The organism is Priestia endophytica, assembly GCF_026790145.1.
In the GTDB taxonomy this organism is placed as follows: Bacteria; Bacillota; Bacilli; order Bacillales; family Bacillaceae_H; genus Bacillus_I; species Bacillus_I endophytica_A.
The window spans coordinates 13,099-31,356 of record NZ_JALAMS010000001.1; the positions used below are offsets into that span (position 1 = coordinate 13,099).

19 protein-coding genes are annotated in these 18,258 nt (G+C 35.3%); 13 read left to right on the plus strand and 6 right to left on the minus strand.

From position 1 onward, the window contains the following. The first annotated feature begins 4 nt into the window (after positions 1–4). Positions 5–877, plus strand: coding sequence for an amidase domain-containing protein (locus MOC86_RS00130; protein WP_268582238.1), 873 nt, complete (start codon positions 5–7; stop codon positions 875–877). Between the two features lie 48 nt (positions 878–925). Continuing rightward, complete coding sequence (gene trmL, locus MOC86_RS00135; RefSeq protein ID WP_019393994.1) at positions 926–1,399, plus strand: tRNA (uridine(34)/cytosine(34)/5-carboxymethylaminomethyluridine(34)-2'-O)-methyltransferase TrmL; 474 nt, start codon at positions 926–928, stop codon at positions 1,397–1,399. Between the two features lie 25 nt (positions 1,400–1,424). On the opposite strand, the gene MOC86_RS00140 is transcribed toward trmL, so the two are convergent. After that, on the minus strand, positions 1,425–2,171 hold the full coding sequence (locus MOC86_RS00140; protein WP_268582239.1) for an alpha/beta fold hydrolase: 747 nt from the start codon (positions 2,169–2,171) through the stop codon (positions 1,425–1,427). A gap of 13 nt (positions 2,172–2,184) precedes the next feature. Then, positions 2,185–2,703 (minus strand): helix-turn-helix domain-containing protein, encoded by a 519-nt coding sequence (locus MOC86_RS00145; protein WP_268582240.1) that lies wholly within the window; start codon positions 2,701–2,703, stop codon positions 2,185–2,187. Positions 2,704–3,002: 299 nt separating this feature from the next. On the opposite strand from MOC86_RS00145, the gene MOC86_RS00150 reads away from it, so the two are divergent. The 7 genes from MOC86_RS00150 (at position 3,003) to MOC86_RS00180 (ending at position 9,429) form a co-directional block, all read left to right on the plus strand. Then, positions 3,003–4,088 carry a type II asparaginase gene (locus MOC86_RS00150; protein ID WP_268582836.1) on the plus strand — a complete coding sequence of 362 codons (1,086 nt, stop codon included), beginning with the start codon at positions 3,003–3,005 and terminating at the stop codon, positions 4,086–4,088. Between the two features lie 413 nt (positions 4,089–4,501). Then, positions 4,502–6,397: a PrkA family serine protein kinase gene (locus MOC86_RS00155; protein ID WP_197232551.1), complete on the plus strand. Its 1,896-nt coding sequence runs from the start codon at positions 4,502–4,504 to the stop codon at positions 6,395–6,397. 264 nt (positions 6,398–6,661) lie between these two features. After that, positions 6,662–7,840, plus strand: coding sequence for a sporulation protein YhbH (gene yhbH, locus MOC86_RS00160; RefSeq protein WP_268582241.1), 1,179 nt, complete (start codon positions 6,662–6,664; stop codon positions 7,838–7,840). A 135-nt stretch (positions 7,841–7,975) separates the two neighbouring features. Continuing rightward, positions 7,976–8,596: a GvpL/GvpF family gas vesicle protein gene (locus MOC86_RS00165; protein ID WP_268582242.1), complete on the plus strand. Its 621-nt coding sequence runs from the start codon at positions 7,976–7,978 to the stop codon at positions 8,594–8,596. Between the two features lie 6 nt (positions 8,597–8,602). Further along, on the plus strand, positions 8,603–8,833 hold the full coding sequence (locus MOC86_RS00170) for a gas vesicle protein (protein WP_243514819.1): 231 nt from the start codon (positions 8,603–8,605) through the stop codon (positions 8,831–8,833). Continuing rightward, positions 8,820–9,104, plus strand: a complete 285-nt coding sequence (locus tag MOC86_RS00175) for a gas vesicle protein K (protein ID WP_268582243.1) — start codon at positions 8,820–8,822, stop codon at positions 9,102–9,104. The genes MOC86_RS00170 and MOC86_RS00175 overlap by 14 nt, the downstream gene beginning before the upstream one ends. 16 nt (positions 9,105–9,120) lie before the next feature. Beyond that, a complete protein-coding gene (locus tag MOC86_RS00180) occupies positions 9,121–9,429 on the plus strand; it encodes a gas vesicle protein (RefSeq protein ID WP_268582244.1) in 309 nt (102 codons plus the stop codon). A 75-nt stretch (positions 9,430–9,504) separates the two neighbouring features. Here the strand turns inward: MOC86_RS00180 and MOC86_RS00185 are convergent, their stop codons facing one another. Then, complete coding sequence (locus MOC86_RS00185; protein ID WP_234962016.1) at positions 9,505–10,194, minus strand: FHA domain-containing protein; 690 nt, start codon at positions 10,192–10,194, stop codon at positions 9,505–9,507. A gap of 132 nt (positions 10,195–10,326) precedes the next feature. On the opposite strand from MOC86_RS00185, the gene MOC86_RS00190 reads away from it, so the two are divergent. Both MOC86_RS00190 and MOC86_RS00195 read left to right on the plus strand, forming a co-directional pair. Continuing rightward, positions 10,327–11,154 (plus strand): penicillin-binding transpeptidase domain-containing protein, encoded by an 828-nt coding sequence (locus MOC86_RS00190; RefSeq protein WP_268582245.1) that lies wholly within the window; start codon positions 10,327–10,329, stop codon positions 11,152–11,154. A 137-nt stretch (positions 11,155–11,291) separates the two neighbouring features. Continuing rightward, complete coding sequence (locus tag MOC86_RS00195) at positions 11,292–12,077, plus strand: alpha/beta hydrolase (RefSeq protein ID WP_268582837.1); 786 nt, start codon at positions 11,292–11,294, stop codon at positions 12,075–12,077. A 31-nt stretch (positions 12,078–12,108) separates the two neighbouring features. Here MOC86_RS00195 and MOC86_RS00200 read toward each other — a convergent pair whose 3' ends face one another. From MOC86_RS00200 to MOC86_RS00210, 3 genes are all read right to left on the minus strand, one after another. After that, a complete protein-coding gene (locus tag MOC86_RS00200; protein ID WP_268582246.1) occupies positions 12,109–14,109 on the minus strand; it encodes a penicillin-binding transpeptidase domain-containing protein in 2,001 nt (666 codons plus the stop codon). 151 nt (positions 14,110–14,260) lie between these two features. Next, positions 14,261–14,506: an alpha/beta-type small acid-soluble spore protein gene (locus tag MOC86_RS00205; RefSeq protein ID WP_268582247.1), complete on the minus strand. Its 246-nt coding sequence runs from the start codon at positions 14,504–14,506 to the stop codon at positions 14,261–14,263. Between the two features lie 105 nt (positions 14,507–14,611). Beyond that, a complete protein-coding gene (locus tag MOC86_RS00210) occupies positions 14,612–15,910 on the minus strand; it encodes a helix-turn-helix domain-containing protein (protein ID WP_268582248.1) in 1,299 nt (432 codons plus the stop codon). An 832-nt stretch (positions 15,911–16,742) separates the two neighbouring features. Here MOC86_RS00210 and MOC86_RS00215 point away from each other — a divergent pair. Then, entirely contained in the window at positions 16,743–17,597 is an 855-nt protein-coding gene (locus tag MOC86_RS00215) for a cation diffusion facilitator family transporter (RefSeq protein ID WP_419146593.1), read from the plus strand. A 103-nt stretch (positions 17,598–17,700) separates the two neighbouring features. Further along, complete coding sequence (locus MOC86_RS00220) at positions 17,701–18,105, plus strand: YybH family protein (RefSeq protein WP_268582250.1); 405 nt, start codon at positions 17,701–17,703, stop codon at positions 18,103–18,105. Positions 18,106–18,258 lie beyond the last annotated feature (153 nt).

Below are 18,258 nucleotides of genomic sequence, written 5' to 3' on the forward strand. Positions count from 1 at the left end.
GCTTATGAAAACCAAACGATATATTCTTCAGCTCTTAACAGAAGCAAGGGCGGCAAGTTATGCAAATGGAGAGATACGTAATGATTTCTGGACCCTTATTGAAGACCAATGTGAACGGAAGAAGGCTTCGCTAGAAAAAAGGGGAGCAATGATTGTTAAGTGTCAGGCAAAAGGGGCAGTTTCTTCTTATCGAGAAGAAGGAGAAGAAACGTTTGTCGAATACAACGTTCATTTGAAGTCTTTTATTAAGCAAGGCGACTTCTTTTACATGGAAGAAAATGTGGAAAAACGCAGTGCTCAGTTTTTTAAAGATACGCTTGTAAAAGATGAAGAGCATAATCCATTTATTAAAGAAACGAAAAGCAAAGCAGACTTGAAGTTTGAAGAAGTTGATACCCGCGGAACATATAATCGTTTGCAAGCTATTCAATATGCTGAGCTTTGGTGGCAGGAGCGAAATCCGAAGTATCATACATTTGAAGTAAACTGCACAAACTATATTTCTCAATGCCTTCACGAAGGTGGAATCTCGATGAGAGGGTATCCAAACCGTTCTAAAGGCTGGTGGATGCAAAATGATTCATGGAGCTACAGCTGGTCTGTTGCTAATGCCTTTCATCGCTTGCTGAAAAGTGGAGGACTTGGTGCGAAAGAAGTAGGAAGTGCCGAACAACTTATTCCAGGTGACGTTATTTGCTATGATTTTGAAGGCGATCGCAAGTGGAATCATACAACAATTGTTGTAAACCGGGATTTAAATGGTATGCCACTTGTGAATGCTAACACGTATGACAGCAGAATGCGTTATTGGGACTATACAGACTCAACGGCTTATACGCCAAATATTAAATACGCTTTTTTTCATATTAATTCATAACCTTTAGTGGTATAATGATGGATAGATTTTTTTGTAGAGGTGACAATTGTGGGATTAAACGTTGTTTTATATCAACCAGAAATTCCGGCTAACACTGGAAACATTGCTCGTACATGCGCAGCAACAGATACAACATTACACTTAATTCGTCCATTAGGATTTTCAACAGACGATAAAATGTTAAAAAGAGCAGGACTTGATTATTGGCAGCACGTAAAAGTTGTTTATTATGATTCACTTGACGAACTATTTGAGAAAAATAAAGACGGCGATTTTTATTTTATTACAAAGTTCGGTGACCAAAACTATATGAAGTACGGGTTTGATCAACCTGACAAAGACTATTTCTTTGTATTTGGTCGTGAAACAAATGGTCTGCCAGACTATATTCAAGAAAAATATGCTGACAAATGCTTACGCTTGCCAATGAATGATAAAGTTCGAGCATTGAACTTATCAAATACGGCAGCTATTCTTGTGTATGAAGCGCTTCGTCAACAAAATTTTGCTCATTTAAAATAAAAATAACCCTAGCCTCTAGCTAGGGTTATTTTTTTAGCTTTTCTACAACGTTTTGAATAAGCTGAACAATGGCTTCAGGCTGATCAATATGAAGGCCATGCCCTGCATTTTGGATAATCCTTCTTTCACTATTTACAGAAAGGCGAGTAAGGTCTCGCTGAAACAAATCCCATGCTGCAAAAGAGGCTTCTGTATGATAGGAAGGTAAGCTTGCACTTGCTACAATGAGTGGGATACCTTCTAAAGAATGGCAATTGCGAATTTGTTCTAGACTTTCTTCGAATTCTTCTAAAGAGGCTTCACTTCCTTCTGCAGAGAACTGTCCAAAATATCCTTCTTGTACTTCTTCACTAAACAAAGGAGCCATTACTCTATTTTGATCTTCATGACAAGAATCTAAGAGAATCACTGCTTCTATTTCTTCGGGATATGTATGAGAAAATAATCTCACATTTGCTCCTCCAAAAGAATGACCAATAAGAATATAGGGAGGTTGGATATTAGCTTTTTGTAGAAGAAGGCGCAGATTTTCTACGCATTGTTTGCTGTGCTGTGGACGTCCATCATACGTACTTTCTCCAATTCCTGCACGGTCATAGAAAAAGCAATTTGCAAATTCACTTACTTTATCTTTAATAGAATCCCAATAGACTGAAGGACATCCATAGCCAGATTCAAATATAAGTGTTGGCTGTTCTTCTTTTATATAAGAATGTTCATAATATAATTCAATTCCGCCAATATCTCTTTTTTGGATTTGTCTTACTTGCATTCTTTACACACTCCTATTCTGTAGTTGGTATAAATACAGTTGCTAACGTAAGTTTTGTTCGATCTTCATGAGGTGCTTTAGAAGAGAATTCTTCCATTAAAGCTTTATAACGGACGAAAAAATCTTTTTTCTCTTCTTTTGTTAAATGAAAAGGTGTAAATCCGTAGCCAAAATCTGTCGTTTTGTTTTCATTTAATAAATAATTTTGTACTTCTGTTAAAAGATGCGTAAGATATGTCAAAAAGAAACGCAGATGTTCTTCATTTGAATAAGCTTGGAATTCTTCTCTAGAGATATTAACAACACTTTTTACTGCCCCATATACTTTTTCAACAGATCCTTTAACCATTTTTTCTTCAATCACTTGAATGAGCTCTTCTTTGAGCAAAGTCTGGAGCTGTCGGTACATTGTAGCTTGTGGAACGTCTTTTAGTTTATAAATTAGCCCATAAGCTGTCATGTTTTCTTCAACAAGAGCTTGAACAATTCTCATCCTTACAGGGTGAAGCAGTAAGTCTGCTTTTTTCTTCATGAGTACTATCTCCTTTACCATTATCATTATTGATAATGGTAGTATAAAAGAAAGTAAAAGTAAATATTTGGATAATACCTACATATGTGAATGGTTTTCATCTTTATGTAGCTTTATATAACATGAACAAAAATATTTTGCTTTTATAGTTATCTTATCTGACATAAATGGTGAATCCCTTATTGTCTACTTTTATAATGTCATTAATTATAGTAAACAGTAAACAAAAAAAGGGAGAGATTTTATTGAAAATTAACAAAAAATTCAGAAATAAATTATTGGCTTTTGTTTTGCCTTTTATGTTTCTTGTTGGATGTGGAACAACAGCTCAAGAGGAAGGTCAAGAAGATAGCAGTGTAAAGGTATCTTCTTCAGAATCGAATGAAGAGGTAAAAGACACAAAAGCTGGAGAAAATAACAGACTTCCAAACGTTCAAATTTTAGCAACTGGGGGTACTATTGCAGGGGGAGGAGAGTCGAATACTTCTACAACAGACTATAAAGCTGGGGAAGTTGGAGTTGATGAACTTATTAAAGCCGTTCCTGAAATGAAGGAGATTGCTAATGTGGATGGTGAACAAGTTGTCAATATAGGCAGTGCTGATGTAACAAATGAGATTCTTTTAAAATTAGGAAAACGAGTAAACGAGCTTCTTGCTTCAGATAATGTAGATGGAATTGTCATTACCCATGGTACAGATACATTGGAGGAAACGGCCTACTTTTTAAATCTTGTTGTAAAAAGTGACAAGCCTGTCGTTGTAGTAGGAGCAATGCGACCTGCAACAGCAATAAGTGCAGATGGACCTTTAAATTTATACAATGCTGTGAAGGTAGCTTCAAGTAAAGAAGCACGAGGAAAAGGGACAATGGTTGTTTTGAACGACCGTATTGCTTCTGCTCGCTATGTGACAAAAACAAATACTACGGCTCCAGATACGTTTAAAGCTGAAGAAATGGGCTATTTAGGTACAATTGCTGATGATATTTACTTTAATAATACGATTACGCGTAAGCATACAACTGAAACAGACTTTGATATTTCAACAATCGAAAAGCTTCCGCAAGTTGATATTTTGTATGGGCACCAAAATGAAGGAAATTATTTATTCAAAGCAGCGGTTGATGCAGGTTCGAAAGGAATTGTTTATGCAGGTTCAGGAAATGGATCAATGTCAGAAGTAGCAGACGAAGCTGCGAAGGAAACGGAAGATGCTGGCGTAGAGGTTGTTAGATCTTCTCGCACAGGAAATGGAATTGTAACACCTAAAGACTATATTTCTGCTAATTCCTTAAATCCTCAGAAGGCACGAATTTTACTTATGCTCTCTTTAACAAAAACGGAGAATAAAGAGAAAATTCAAAAATACTTTAATGAATATTAATCAGTAGACTAGAGAAAGCAAAATCTTAGTTTTAAAGATTTTGCTTTCTTTTTTAATTTGGGCAACTTCCGCTGGTGATTAATCACAAAAAAAGAAAAAGACAAGGGAATGTTTTTCCTTGTCTCTCATATGTTAAAAACACGCTTCTATTTTCGTTTAACAGTCTGTTTGTCGTTATAACCTGCTGTAAAGATAGCTGATAAGAAAGCTAAGCTGACACCAATCATAATCAATGTATGCATTGTTTGACATCTCCTTTCTTAAGCCCATTATAACGAATGAAGCGCTTTCTGTGAATGTAGTTATGGACAAAATTCAGCAATTATGTATTTAAAGAGCATGTTCAAGATTTTTGGTGCATAGAGTGTATTAATCTCGTTTTCTAGCATTGACGGTAGGAGGAGGTCCTGTTAATGGATATATTAAAAAAGGTGGAACAGTATAGAGAAGAAGAACAGCGCTTAAAGTGGGAAGGTACGTTTGGTGAGTATTTAGAGATGGTAAAGGAAAACCCTTGGATTGCTCAATCAGCACATGCTCGCGTTTATAACATGATTAAAAGCGCAGGAACAGAAAAAGTGAATGGAAAGAAGAAATATAACTTTTTTAGTGAAAGTTTATTTGGTCTTGAGGATTCGCTTGAGCGTTTAGTTGAAGAATACTTTCATCCAGCGGCAAAACGTCTTGACGTAAGAAAGCGTATTTTACTTCTCATGGGACCTGTTAGTGGCGGTAAATCAACGCTTGTAACAATGCTTAAAAGAGGACTTGAGCAATATTCTTTAACAGATGAAGGTGCAGTGTATGCGATCAAAGGATGCCCGATGCACGAAGATCCGCTTCATTTAATTCCACATCACCTTCGTGACGATTTCTTCAATGAGTATGGCATTCGTATCGAAGGAAACTTATCACCGTTAAATACAATGCGCGTTGAACAAGATTATGATGGACGCATTGAAGACGTAATTGTTGAACGTATTTTCTTCTCAGAAGATAAGCGAACAGGAATTGGAACATTCAGTCCATCAGATCCGAAATCTCAGGACATTGCAGATTTAACAGGAAGCATTGATTTTTCAACTATCGCAGAGTATGGATCTGAATCAGATCCACGTGCATACCGATTTGATGGAGAATTAAATAAAGCAAATCGAGGAATGATGGAGTTTCAGGAGATGTTAAAGTGTGATGAGAAGTTCCTTTGGCATCTTTTATCATTAACGCAAGAAGGAAACTTCAAAGCAGGGCGCTTTGCATTAATTAGCGCTGATGAACTTATTGTGGCTCATACAAATGAAACAGAGTATCGCTCATTTATTGCAAATAAGAAGAATGAAGCATTGCATTCCCGCATTATCGTTATGCCTGTTCCATATAATCTCAAGGCAACAGAAGAAGAGAAAATTTATGAAAAAATGATTAGCGAAAGTGATGTATCTGACATTCACATTGCTCCACATACATTAAAAGTTGCTTCAATGTTTACGATTCTAACGCGCTTAAAAGAGCCGAAAAAAGGCGATATTGATCTAGTGAAGAAGATGCGCCTTTATGATGGTCAATCGGTTGAAGGCTATAATGAAGCTGATGTAGAGGAATTAAAAGCAGAGCATGCTGATGAAGGCATGAGCGGTATTGATCCACGTTATGTTATTAACCGCATATCTTCTACAATTATTCGAAAAGAGATGTCTACAATTAATGCTCTTGATGTACTTCGTTCATTAAAAGAAGGGCTTGCACAGCATGCCTCAATCACCAATGAAGATAGAGAGCGTTACTTAAACTATATTTCACTTGCTCGTAAAGAGTATGACAACATCGCGAAAAAAGAAGTTCAAAAAGCTTTTGTCTACTCTTATGAAGAATCTGCAAAAACGTTAATGGATAACTATCTTGATAATGTTGAAGCTTACTGCAATAAAAATAAGCTTCGTGATCCGTTAACAGGAGAAGAAATGAGTCCAGATGAAAAGCTTATGCGCTCGATTGAAGAACAAATTGGAATTTCAGAAAATGCGAAAAAAGCGTTCCGTGAAGAGATTCTCATTCGTATTTCTGCCTATGCTCGCAAAGGAAAACGTTTTGACTACAATTCTCATGAACGTCTTCGTGAAGCAATTCAAAAGAAACTTTTTGCAGATTTAAAAGACGTGGTGAAAATTACAACTTCATCGAAAACTCCTGATGAGCAGCAGTTGAAGAAAATTAATGAAGTTGTCGCACGCTTAATTGATGAGCATGGATACAATTCGACGTCAGCAAATGATCTACTCCGTTACGTTGGTAGCCTTTTGAACAGGTAGTACGCTTATACCCCCACTGTTTAGCGATAAGTGGGGGTTTTCTTTTCATCGCAAAAAGGTTGTCCAAATAGAAAGGTAATTATCTAAAAAGTTTGTCAATTTTAGGGTGGCTTTGCATAGTATAGAGTAATAAACACTTTAAGAGAGAGGAAGTCAGCATATTATATGCTGTTGAACTAGAAATTGTGAATATTGTGATCAATGGCTAACCAGATATTTTTCTGAGTTAGCCAAGTTTTTCTAAACATGTAAGGAGGGTACAAAATGAAAAAAGAAGATAAGCAAAGTTTTGCGATCTCACAGGAAAACTGGTCCCTCCACCGAAAAGGCTACGACGACCAAAAAAGACATCAGGAAAAGATTCAAGAAGCTATCAAAAACAATCTTCCAGATTTAATCTCAGAGGAAAACATTATTATGTCTAATGGTCGTGACGTTGTGAAAATCCCGATTCGTTCTCTTGACGAATATCGTATTCGCTATAACTACGATAAGAACAAACACGTTGGTCAAGGAAATGGCAAAAGCAAAGTCGGAGATGTAGTAGCAAGAGATGGCTCAGGTGGGCAAGGGCAAAAAGGTGCAGGAAAAGGGAAAGGAGCAGGAGATCAAGCAGGAAATGACTATTATGAAGCAGAAGTATCCATTTTAGAGCTTGAAGAGGCATTGTTTTCACAGCTTGAGCTTCCGAACTTAAAACGTAAAGAAAATGACGAAGTTACAATTGAACATATTGAATTTAATGATATCCGTCGAACAGGTCTTATGGGCAACATCGATAAAAAAAGAACAATGCTTTCTGCTTATAAGCGAAATGCAATGACAGGAAAGCCAAAATTCCATCCGATTTATCCAGAAGACTTAAAATTTAAAACGTGGAATGAGGTTCAAAAACGAGAATCCAAAGCAGTTGTACTTGCAATGATGGATACAAGTGGTTCGATGGGAATATGGGAGAAATATATGGCCCGAAGCTTTTTCTTTTGGATGGCTCGTTTCTTACGTACAAAGTATGAAACTGTAGATATTGAATTTATTGCTCATCATACAGAAGCTAAAGTTGTTACAGAAGAAGAATTCTTCTCAAAAGGAGAAAGCGGTGGAACGATTTGTTCCAGTGCTTACCGAAAAGCTCTTGAGCTTGTAAATGGTAAATACTCGCCAGAGCGATATAACATTTATCCGTTTCATTTTTCAGATGGAGATAATTTAACATCTGATAACGCTCGCTGTGTGAAACTTGTTGAAGAGCTTATGAAAGTGTCTAACATGTTTGGGTATGGAGAAGTGAATCAATATAACCGTCATTCAACGCTTATGAGTGCTTACCGAAACATGAATGATCCAAAGTTCCGCCACTTTATTTTAAAACAAAAAGCAGACGTTTTTCATGCAATGAAAAGCTTTTTCCGAAAAGAAGAAGAAGGAACGAAATACGCATAGAAGCAGGCAATTTGCCTGTTTCTTTTTTTGGGGAAAAAAACATTAAGAAAAAATTGGAACTGAATACCTGTTTAGTTTTGGTCCATGGCGTGTACATAACCTATAAATCACTTTAGTTAAGGAGTGATAAACAAGTTGATTACGAGAAAGACGCTGTGGATTAGCAGTTTAATTTCTGGATTAGGAATCACCACAGCCTTTGCCCTAAGAAAAATGAAAAAACGTAAAACCTTGAACAGAAGAAGAACAAAGTATTTAAAAGAAAATGTGCAAGAGAAGATGAGTTCAGTAAAAAAAGAACTTTCTAAGCTTTTTAAGGATCTTGTAGGAAAAGAAGAGTGGACGCTAAAAATATATAGCGATGAAAAACAGTTAAAGCCATATGTTGAAGAAAATAATAAAGATATAAAAATAAAAAGTGAGGAAATTAAATCACTATCAAAAGGAAGACAATATTTTGAACGTAAGAAGTTAGAGCGTTTATTACAAGAGAAAAAGAGGCTTTCAAAAGAAATTCATGAAGAGCTAAGTGCTTTAACAAGTAAGTCAGGAATTAAAAAGAATTGGAATCAAAAGGTAACAGGCCGACAAGATGAGATGAGCTGGAACAGTGTTTATCTTATTAAAGAAGGTAATGTAAAACGCTTTTTAGATGAAGTCGAAAAGTTAGGAGAAAAATATAAGACGTACGGATTACAGCTTGAAGCAACAGGACCATGGCCTTGCTACTATTTCGCTAAAGTAGAAGGAGAGTGATGGGAAGTGAATGAAGAAGTAACTGTGGAAGATAGACATCAGGAAGTAACATTACTTGATATTCTTGACGTTATTTTAGATAAAGGAATCGCACTCCGAGGTGAACTCGTTATTTCGATTGCCGATATTGATCTTGTGTATTTAGATTTACGTGTCCTCGTTGTAGCCGTTGAAAAAATGATGACTTTATCAACAAATACAATTGAAGGGAGTGCAGAAGAATATGGGAGCACTTAAGCAAGACAAGGGGAGGATTGAGCTTGATCCCGAAAATGCCGAGCAAGGTTTAGCACAACTTGTTCTTACATTAGTAGAGCTCATTAGGCAGCTTGTTGAACGACATGCGATGCGTCGTGTTGAAGGGGGGGCTTTGACAGATGAGGAAATTGAGAAGCTTGGAACAGCCCTTATGAACTTAGAAATGAAAATGGAAGAACTAAAAGAGATATTTGATCTTGATGAAGAAGATCTAAACATTAATTTAGGCCCTCTTGGTAACTTAATGTAGCAAAGGAGTGTGAACAATGGAACATTCATCAAATTCAGCTACAATTGTAGATGTATTAGAAACAATTCTAGATAAAGGGGTTGTAATCGCAGGAGACATTAAAGTTGGTTTGACAGATGTTCAACTTTTAACAATTAAAATTAGGCTTGTAGTTGCTTCAGTTGATAAAGCGAAAGAAATGGGAATGGACTGGTGGGAAACTGATTCATATTTTTCTTCAAAAGCAACAGAACAGCTTGAGCATCAAAATTTAAAATTAAATGAACGAATTGAGCAGTTAGAGAAAAAATTAGAAACAAAAGAAATTGAGGGTGAGAAAAAATGAGGGAAATAAAATTATACCATTGGAAAGGAAAAGAGAAAATGGTTCGCTCTTATCCTTTTCAATGGTATAAACAGGCTATTCATTTAGATGAAGAATATATCCTTTACCACGGATAACTTCAATCGTGAAATCACTATGAAGTTTTCTTCTCATTCGATAAACAAGGGCATTTAGCTCTTCTGCATGAACATCAGGGACTCCGTCCTCTAAAAGTTCACGCTCAGGCCATACCTCTTTTTTAATATCTGTTTTTAAAACAAACTCATTTAAAGAATGAGCAAGCTTATGGAAGAAAAGAAATTCCTTGTCGGAAAGTGTACATGTTTGTTTTTTATATGTGACAGTTTGTTTGATTTCATCCATTGTAAAAGGTAAAGAAGGACCATTACATTGAATCATTTCATGTGAAATAGGTTGGAAATCAAGCGTTTGATCCAGATCTAATGAAGAAAAATGTAAAACTACTGTTTCATTTGCAGCTGAAATGATATCACCATGCTTTAATGTAAAAGGTAAGTGTGGAGTTAAAGAACGACCATTTACCTTTGTTCCATGCTTGCTGTTCAAATCAACGATGGAAGCTTGTCCATTGCTATACTGAATAGCGAAATGTCTTCTTGAAACGAAAGCATTCGAAAAAGCAATATCAGGTTTTGAGTTTGCTCCAACTCTACCAAATAAAATTTCAAACTGATCTACATATATATATGCTCCTTGTGTGAAAGGTTCTCCACATTCAACGAACAATTTTGGATAAGTATCCATTGGGACGACAGGCTCCTTTTTGGTATCTGTTTTTTCAGACAATTATCATCTTATTTTCAGTTTTCTTTCATTGTCACATCATTGCTTACTCGCTATGATAACATTAGACAATGTTAGCAAGGAGGGAAAACAATGAAAAGGACTGTTAGCCTTGTTATTGTTTTACTAATTGCTTTTGTGGTCATTTACCTTGTAGAACATACAAAAGCACAATCGGGTTTTCCAAAAGAACTAAGCGTTGAAAAAATGGACGTGCAAGATGAGTTTAATGGAAAGAAAGGCACATTCATCTTACGAGACTTAGAGAATAATAAGACATTAATATATAATAAAAAAAGAGCTTCGAGTCGTCAAGCACCTATTGGAACTTTTCAAATTCCTAGTTCTTTAATTGCTCTCGAAACGAAAACAGTTAAAGATGAATATGAAGTAAAAAGATGGGATGGAAGTGATCAAGGTGTGGACGAATGGAACAAAGATCTTACCCTTGCTTCATCATTACGTAGCTCAGCTCCTTGGTATGAAAAAGAGATTGTCCAAGATATTGGGGTAGATAACATAAATAAATGGCTTCAACGCTTAAATTATGGAAATGAAAAAACAGAGCAAAATCACTTGTTCTGGGAAGATAATAGTTTACAGATATCTCCGCTTGAACAAGCTAATTTTTTAGAGTCTCTGTATCATGAAGATTTACCTTTTTCTTCATCTTCCATGAAAAAAGTGAAGAGAATAATGATTGAAAAAGAAACAGGAACATATACTCTTCATAGTGTAAAAGGTTCAAAAGGAGAGCACAAGAGTGGATGGTACATAGGGTTTGTGACTGTAAAAGGACATCCATATGTATTTGTTACAAATATCGAAGGTAGCGGTAAGAGTGATGAGAGTGCACAAGCGAAAAAAATCACGGAAAAAATCTTTAAAAAATATGATGTATTAAAAGGTGCGTCTCTTTAAATAGAGACGCATTTTTATATTTATAGGATAGAAGTTAATTTTTAGTTGACAGGTCGGAATTGTATGAATTAAAATGAAGACAAGAAAATAAAGAGTCGGAATCAAAGCTAAACATTGAAAAAGGGAGGCAAAACATGATGAAAGAACAGTACAAAGTAATGGACGGCGCTGAGTCATTTTTTATAAAAGGAAATGAAGTTGGTATTTTAATTTCACATGGATTTATGGGAACTCCACAAAGTATGGAATATGTTGCACATCGTTTAGCAGAACAAGGCTACACGGTATATGCTGCAAGATTAAAAGGTCACGGTACTCATCATTATGACCTTGAAAAATGTACGTATAAGGATTGGGTAGCAAGCATTGAAGAAGGCTATAAAAAATTGAAAGCTCAATGTAGCAAAGTATTTATGCTTGGTCAGTCAATGGGTGGAACATTAACAGCGAACTTAGCATTAACACATAAAGATATCGACGGTATTATGCTTATTAATCCTGCTATAAATTCAATTCCTGAAATGGAGCATTTAGATCAAACCGTAAATGATCGTTTTGTTGAAGAAGGAAGACCAGATATTCATAATGAAGAAGCGGTAGAGATTACGTATACGCATGCACCGATGAAGGCTATCAGGGAGCTTCTCTCATTTATGAAAGTTGTTTCATTTAAATTATCAGCTATTGAAGCACCGCTATTATGCTTAACATCACCTGAAGATCATGTTGTGCCTGCTTCAAATAGTACGTATTTGTTGAACCATGTATCTTCCCAAGATAAGAAACAAGTGATGCTCCCTAACTCTTACCATGTTGCTTCAATGGACTTTGATCAAGATACAATTGTAAAACAGTGTACTTCTTTTATTGAAAGCAACCTTCAAAAGTTTAACAATGTCATGCCACTAAGAGCAGCAAAATAAGGACCGATCAATAATGATCGGTCCTTATTTATTATTGTAGAGGGTTAGATGCGTAATAATCTTCAAATACCTTTTTTACTTTCGGTACGACAGAGTGGCTTCCTCCGTCCGTATTGCTTACCATCATTGTTACAAGAAGAGAAGGGTTGTCAACATCTGTCATCACAAACCAACCGTTTTCAGCTCCTTGTTCGCCTTGAGACTTTTTAAGTTCTGCTGTTCCTGTTTTACCTGCAAGCGTTACTCCAGGAATTTTTGCGGCACGAGCTGTTCCGTGAGTATCTTCAATAACTCCGATTAATCCTTTTCGTACTTCTTCAGTTGTTTTTTCAGACATTACGTGTTCTTTCCAAACTTGACTGCTTTTTTCACTTTTTAATAAAACAGGAGTTATCATATTCCCATTGTTTACAATAGACGTATAGATTGAAGCTAAATGGATTGGATTCACTTGTACTTCACCTTGTCCATATGCTGTATTAGCTAATAAAAGATCAGATTCCATTTTACCGTCTTTCGAAATAGTTGATTTAGCCACATCGTATCCTTTCAGCGGAAGTTTCTCTCCAAAACCGTAATTTTTCGCTCCTTCGAGGAACTTTTCAGCGCCTAACTTTACAGCTCCTTGTGCAAAGTAAATATTATCTGATGTAACAAGGGCATCATAAAGGTTAACGTTTGGTGAGCTTCCAACACGATTTACATGAAAGCTTCCCCAGCTTTTATCTTTTTGCCATGGCCCACTTATTGCAAGTTTTTGATCTGGAGACCATACATCGTTTTCTAAAAGCATGCCTGCTGTTAGAAGTTTAAATGTAGACCCAGGGGAGAAAGTAGCTTTAAAACGGTTTAGAAGTGGTTTATGCTCATTGTTAGAAAGGGCTTTATACTCGTCTGCGCTTATCCCTAGTACAAAATCAGCTGGATTATAAGAAGGAGCGCTAACAAGAGCTAAAATTTCTCCTGTTTTAGGTTGAAGAGCTACCCCAACGCCTTCTCCATCTTTTAACTGATTATAAATAGATTCTTGCACGTTTGAGTCAATCGTTAGCTGTATGTCTTGTCCATTTTCTGCATTCTTTTTCAAGAGTTCTTTTCGTTTATTTCCATCTTGACCTGCAATATAAATGACTGCTCCGTCCTTGGCGCGAAGCTTTGATTCATAGAGAGATTCCAGACCTGTCTTACCAATGACAGAACTTGCTGTATATCCTTCATCCTTTTTCTTTTCTAGCATTTCAGCTGTGATGTCTCCAACATACCCAATAAGATGTGCACAAGATTCTCCGCATTGGTAAACTCGTGAAGGTACATCTTGTGTTCCGACACCTTGGAGTTCTTTTGCTTTAGTAATAATTTCTTCATCTGTTGAGCTTACGGTCTTTAATGGCACAAACAAGTTTTCTTTTACCCAAGACTGATTAAGTTTTTTATCAATCTCTTCTATACTCATATTTAAAATAGCTGCAAGTTTTTCTTTTGCACCACTTGTGTTTCCAAGTTCACCTGGAATAACACCAATTTGCGTAGCTGTCCCATTGAAAGCAAGCGGTGTTCCATTTCGATCTGTAATACTTCCACGCTCCGCTTTGATAGTAGAAACACGTACTTTTTCTTTATCCTTCAAATCAGGAACAATAAGAGAAGGTGCCCAGTTTACATACCAACTTTTATCTTTTGATTGTTCCTCTTCAACAGCTTTAATCGTTTCATTCCATTGAAGTTTGCCAGCCATTGTATCCATCTTCATTGTTACTTTGAAACGGTTATCTTTTTCTTCTTTAACACTTACTTTTAAGTTCTTTGTTTCAATTCCGCTATAAATATTTTCATATTTTGATACAAAGTCTTTTTCTGTAATAGAATTCTTAGATTTTTCATCAAGGTAAGTGTACATTTTCGTAAAATCTTGCTTGTTCCATGAAGTAACAAATTCTTTGACCCGTTCTTCAGCAGTTGGTTGATTTGAACAGGAGACAAGTGCTGTTATACATAAGCATAAAAAAGCGATAAAATATATTTTTTTCTTCAACGTCGTGCTCTCCCCCTTGTAGTATAAAACTATGTTATGTTTTCATCATAATGGAAAACATAGTAAAAGTAACCTAACAATTGGATGATAACAGATAAATAATATTAGTACAATCGATTGAGAAGAGACAAAGGGGAGAGAGACGTTCGATTTATTTTGGCTTATTCAACTGGAGCTTTGCTTGCTGAATTAGTTCTTTTACCATCTTGCTTCCAATTTTTCCGCCGATTTTCCCAGCATTTTCAGATGTTAATTCTCGATTTCTTCCTTTGTTTAAAGGGATATTCAATTCCTGTGCTATTTCATACTTTACGTCTTCTCCGTCAGTACGATATCCCGCTTTTTTCATAACTTCTTTTTTGAATGCGATCATTTCAGGCTTTTTTTGTTTGCTCATTATACTTCCTCCTTTTTTATTTAGCGTTTGCTCTTTGCTAAAGAACTATGTAAAAAATGAAAAAAGCCCTCCTTTTTAAGTTCTAGAACTTAAAAAGGAAAGCTTTTATGAAGAGCTGTACATAGACGATAATAAATTATTAGATTTTTTTAGCATATCATTTGCTTCAGCATAGTTTTGTTGTTCTTCGAGAATTTGTGCTTTAATTGCATAGCAATGTGATAGAATATAGGAAATATTGAATTCCTTACAAAATTTCTCACAGTCATTAATATAAATAAGTGATTCACCAAGAGAATTTTGCTTGAATTTAATACGTGCCATCATTACCAAAAGTTTAGCTTTTGATTCTTTAAAAGAATGAGAGTAAAGAATACCTTGCTGGCAATATTCTTCTGCTTCTTCTAGGTTTTGCTGTTCATATGCTGTTGCTGCTAACTCATAATAAGTATTAACAACGTGATGTTCCTGATGATGCGTCTTGGCAATAGTTAAGCTCTTCTTCAAATAGTCTTGAGATTTAGAAAGCTCTCCAACTTGGCGGTAAAGGATACCAAGATGTAAAAGACAATCACTATAGTTGGAATCTGGAGAGGATCTATCAATACGGCTTAGAGCATAAAGTGTCGATTGAATTCCTTCTTTAGGTTGTCTAAGGTGAAGTTCTGCTAATCCCTTTAACATATAGAAACGATCTTCTTGATAAAAAACAGAGCTTGTCTCCATAAGAGAGAGAGCTTCTTTAATATGAACAATTCCTCGCATAAATTGATTTGTCTTACAGTATCCATATGCTAAATTATAGAGAACTTTTAAATGCACGATTTTATCAAATTCATGATAGTGTGTTCTCAATAAAATAGACGCATATAAGGCATGATCAATACAGCTTGAGTAGTTTTCTAACTGTCGATAACATGTTGCAAGAGAAGAGTATACTTCGATATGATAATTTAAATCAAATGGAGTAATATAAACAAGACAGTCATTAAGATAACGAATAGCTTCTTCATATTCTCCTTTATTCATTGAGATTTCAGACAACAGTTTAAGTGCTTTTCCGCGGATTGTAAAATTATTTTCGTCATGTGCTAGTGGCTCTAGAGCTTTATAAGCATTTTCATATTTTTTAGAATTGATTAGCGCAATGCACATACTTATTACGCGTTCTTTGTTGTTTGTCTCAACTTCCACTGAATCATTGCCTTCTGCTTCACCTAAAAGATAGCTTACGGAAACGCCGAGTTTTGAAGCGATATGCTCAAGTGTTTTTAAAGAGGGTTTTGTATGATTACGTTCAATCAAGCTAATCATTGAATGACTTAAGTTTGGACCAGAAAGGTCACCTTGGGTGAAGCCGAGGCTTTTACGCTGTAGCTTTATTCGTTCTCCAACAGTTCTCATATAATCTCACACTTTCTAAAATAAGATATTGTACCTACAAATGTTTTTTAGTTGTATTTTAAGTATTTTCAATAAATTTTAGTTACTATTATAAATAGATCGAGACTTATCCAATATTTGTTTTTTAATATTTGAATAAAAGGGTATTATATACATTTTTCTATTAAGCAATCGATAAGGTGTTTTGAAAATTCAGATTAATATTTACTGTTAATCCTCTTAGTGCATATTTCAATCATATAGTTGTATACGAATAGAAAGACAATAAAACACATTAAAATCTAAATAAATAACAAAGAGTTAAAATAGAAGAAAATGCATAAATGGCTTAACAGCGCCTTTTATTACCTTTTGTATTACATATAGATATCATTTTAGTAATTAATAAATATTAAAGTGTTAATGGTTATACTTTAGATATTAACATAAATTGTATGTTATATATAGTTTAAAATAATGTAAAACGTAAAAAAACTAGGTATATTCTCACTGTAAAATAAAATATTCGTATTCGAATATTTTTTAGTAGGTATATTTTTACATAAATATACATTTTCTCACTTTAGAGTGCTGACTATTAGCCTATCAACAGAAAACTAGTAAATAAGAAATAATTTGCCTAAGGGAAAAACAGTTTAGTTTTGTTCAAATTTTTTTCTTTAAGCTATAGTAGTTCATAGAGGCAATTATGTTTCTGTAGACCCACTATGACGCGGTTTGGTAAACTAATTTTGCTGCAAATAATGTCTTTTCTACATACGTTATAAAGTTGGTTAAAAGGAAATAATGTAAGGAAGACTAAATATTCAGTAGCGCAGTTAGATGAAGGAGCGTGGATATAGTGAGCGCGGAGCGTGGCGCATGGGTTAGTATTTATACTTATCTTATCCTTTCAACGCTTAAACTGTTTATTGGGAACATAGCGAACTCAGAAGCTTTAAGTGCAGATGGATTAAATAACTTTACGGATATTATCGCCTCAGTAGCTGTTTTAATCGGTTTGAAAATTTCAAAGAAACCTCGAGATAAAAACCACCCGTACGGACATTCAAGAGCTGAAAACATTTCTTCTTTACTTGCCTCGTTTATTATGATGGTTATTGGATTCCAAGTTTTATATGAAGCGGTTCAGTCTCTTTGGCATCAGGAAACAACAACTCCAAGTCTTTTAGCTGCTTTAGTGGGAGCAGGAGCAGCCATTGTAATGTTCTGTGTTTTTCTTTACAACAAGCGCCTTGCTGATAAATTGCAAAGTGGAGCATTAAAAGCTGTTGCAAAAGACAATCTTTCAGATGCTCTCGTAAGCGTTGGGGCTGTTGTAGGAATCATTGGAGCATATTTTGGTCTTTCATGGTTAGATCCACTTGCAGCTCTAGTTGTTGGGCTTATTATTTGTAAAACGGCTTTTGAGATTTTTAAAGAAACGTCGCTTTTATTAACAGATGGATTTGATGAAGACAAAATGGGTGAATATAAGGAAGCCGTCAAGGCTATTACAGGAGTAAACGATGTTAAAGATTTAAGAGCGCGCATGCATGGTAATGATGTTGTGCTTGATGTTACAGTAACCGTTAACCCGGAGCTTAGCGTTGTACGCAGTCATGAGATTGCAGATGAGATTGAAGAAGAGCTCGAAACTAAACATCAAATTTCGATGATTCACGTTCATATCGAACCAGATCATTAAGGAAAAGGAAGGAGAAGTTTCTCCTTCCTTTTTTTAGCTTAAAAATAGGATTCTATTGGGTTTTCTAGAATAAAGTACAAAGCATAAAAAAGGAGGATGAAATATGGAAGAACATGAGTTGAAAAAAGTAATTCGTGAATGTGATACAGCTATTCAAAATGAGGATTTTGATACGTTAATGAACTATTATACAGATGACGCAGTCCTAGTTGTAAAACAAGGAATGATTGCAAAAGGAAAAGAGGAAATCAAAAAAGCTTTTATCGCAATTGCGAAATATTTTAATAATAGCATTGTTCCAACCCAAGGAGAGATGGTGATCTTAGAAGCAGGAGATACAGCTCTTGTTCTTTCGCAAACGTTTCTTGATGCCAATAAAGAAGATTCCAAATATCCAATGGAGAGAAGAGCAACATATGTATTTCGAAAAAATGCAGAAGGAAGATGGCTTTGTGCTATTGATAACTCATATGGTACAGATTTGATTCTAAGCGAAGAACAGCAGTAAAACGTTCCTTTATTATTCTTTTATTGTATAGGAACGACTAAGATAGGCAAAATATTTTATGTTAAAAGTGAACTATGAGAAAATGAACATGTTTATAAAAAAGAAAAAGGAGGAAGTAAGGTGACAAACTCTTTACAATCTACAACAACTTTA

Excerpts from the sequence above, each read along its gene's own strand:
- MOC86_RS00205 (WP_268582247.1), bottom strand. The coding sequence starts at position 14,506 with ATGAGCAAACAAAAAAAGCCTGAAATGATCGCATTCAAAAAAGAAGTT.
- yhbH (WP_268582241.1), top strand. The coding sequence starts at position 6,662 with ATGAAAAAAGAAGATAAGCAAAGTTTTGCGATCTCACAGGAAAACTGG.
- MOC86_RS00155 (WP_197232551.1), top strand. The coding sequence starts at position 4,502 with ATGGATATATTAAAAAAGGTGGAACAGTATAGAGAAGAAGAACAGCGC.
- MOC86_RS00180 (WP_268582244.1), top strand. The coding sequence starts at position 9,121 with ATGGAACATTCATCAAATTCAGCTACAATTGTAGATGTATTAGAAACA.
- MOC86_RS00175 (WP_268582243.1), top strand. The coding sequence starts at position 8,820 with ATGGGAGCACTTAAGCAAGACAAGGGGAGGATTGAGCTTGATCCCGAA.
- MOC86_RS00190 (WP_268582245.1), top strand. The coding sequence starts at position 10,327 with ATGAAAAGGACTGTTAGCCTTGTTATTGTTTTACTAATTGCTTTTGTG.
- MOC86_RS00185 (WP_234962016.1), bottom strand. The coding sequence starts at position 10,194 with ATGGATACTTATCCAAAATTGTTCGTTGAATGTGGAGAACCTTTCACA.
- MOC86_RS00150 (WP_268582836.1), top strand. The coding sequence starts at position 3,003 with ATGTTTCTTGTTGGATGTGGAACAACAGCTCAAGAGGAAGGTCAAGAA.
- MOC86_RS00130 (WP_268582238.1), top strand. The coding sequence starts at position 5 with ATGAAAACCAAACGATATATTCTTCAGCTCTTAACAGAAGCAAGGGCG.
- MOC86_RS00140 (WP_268582239.1), bottom strand. The coding sequence starts at position 2,171 with ATGCAAGTAAGACAAATCCAAAAAAGAGATATTGGCGGAATTGAATTA.
- MOC86_RS00195 (WP_268582837.1), top strand. The coding sequence starts at position 11,292 with ATGAAAGAACAGTACAAAGTAATGGACGGCGCTGAGTCATTTTTTATA.
- MOC86_RS00210 (WP_268582248.1), bottom strand. The coding sequence starts at position 15,910 with ATGAGAACTGTTGGAGAACGAATAAAGCTACAGCGTAAAAGCCTCGGC.
- MOC86_RS00145 (WP_268582240.1), bottom strand. The coding sequence starts at position 2,703 with ATGAAGAAAAAAGCAGACTTACTGCTTCACCCTGTAAGGATGAGAATT.
- MOC86_RS00220 (WP_268582250.1), top strand. The coding sequence starts at position 17,701 with ATGGAAGAACATGAGTTGAAAAAAGTAATTCGTGAATGTGATACAGCT.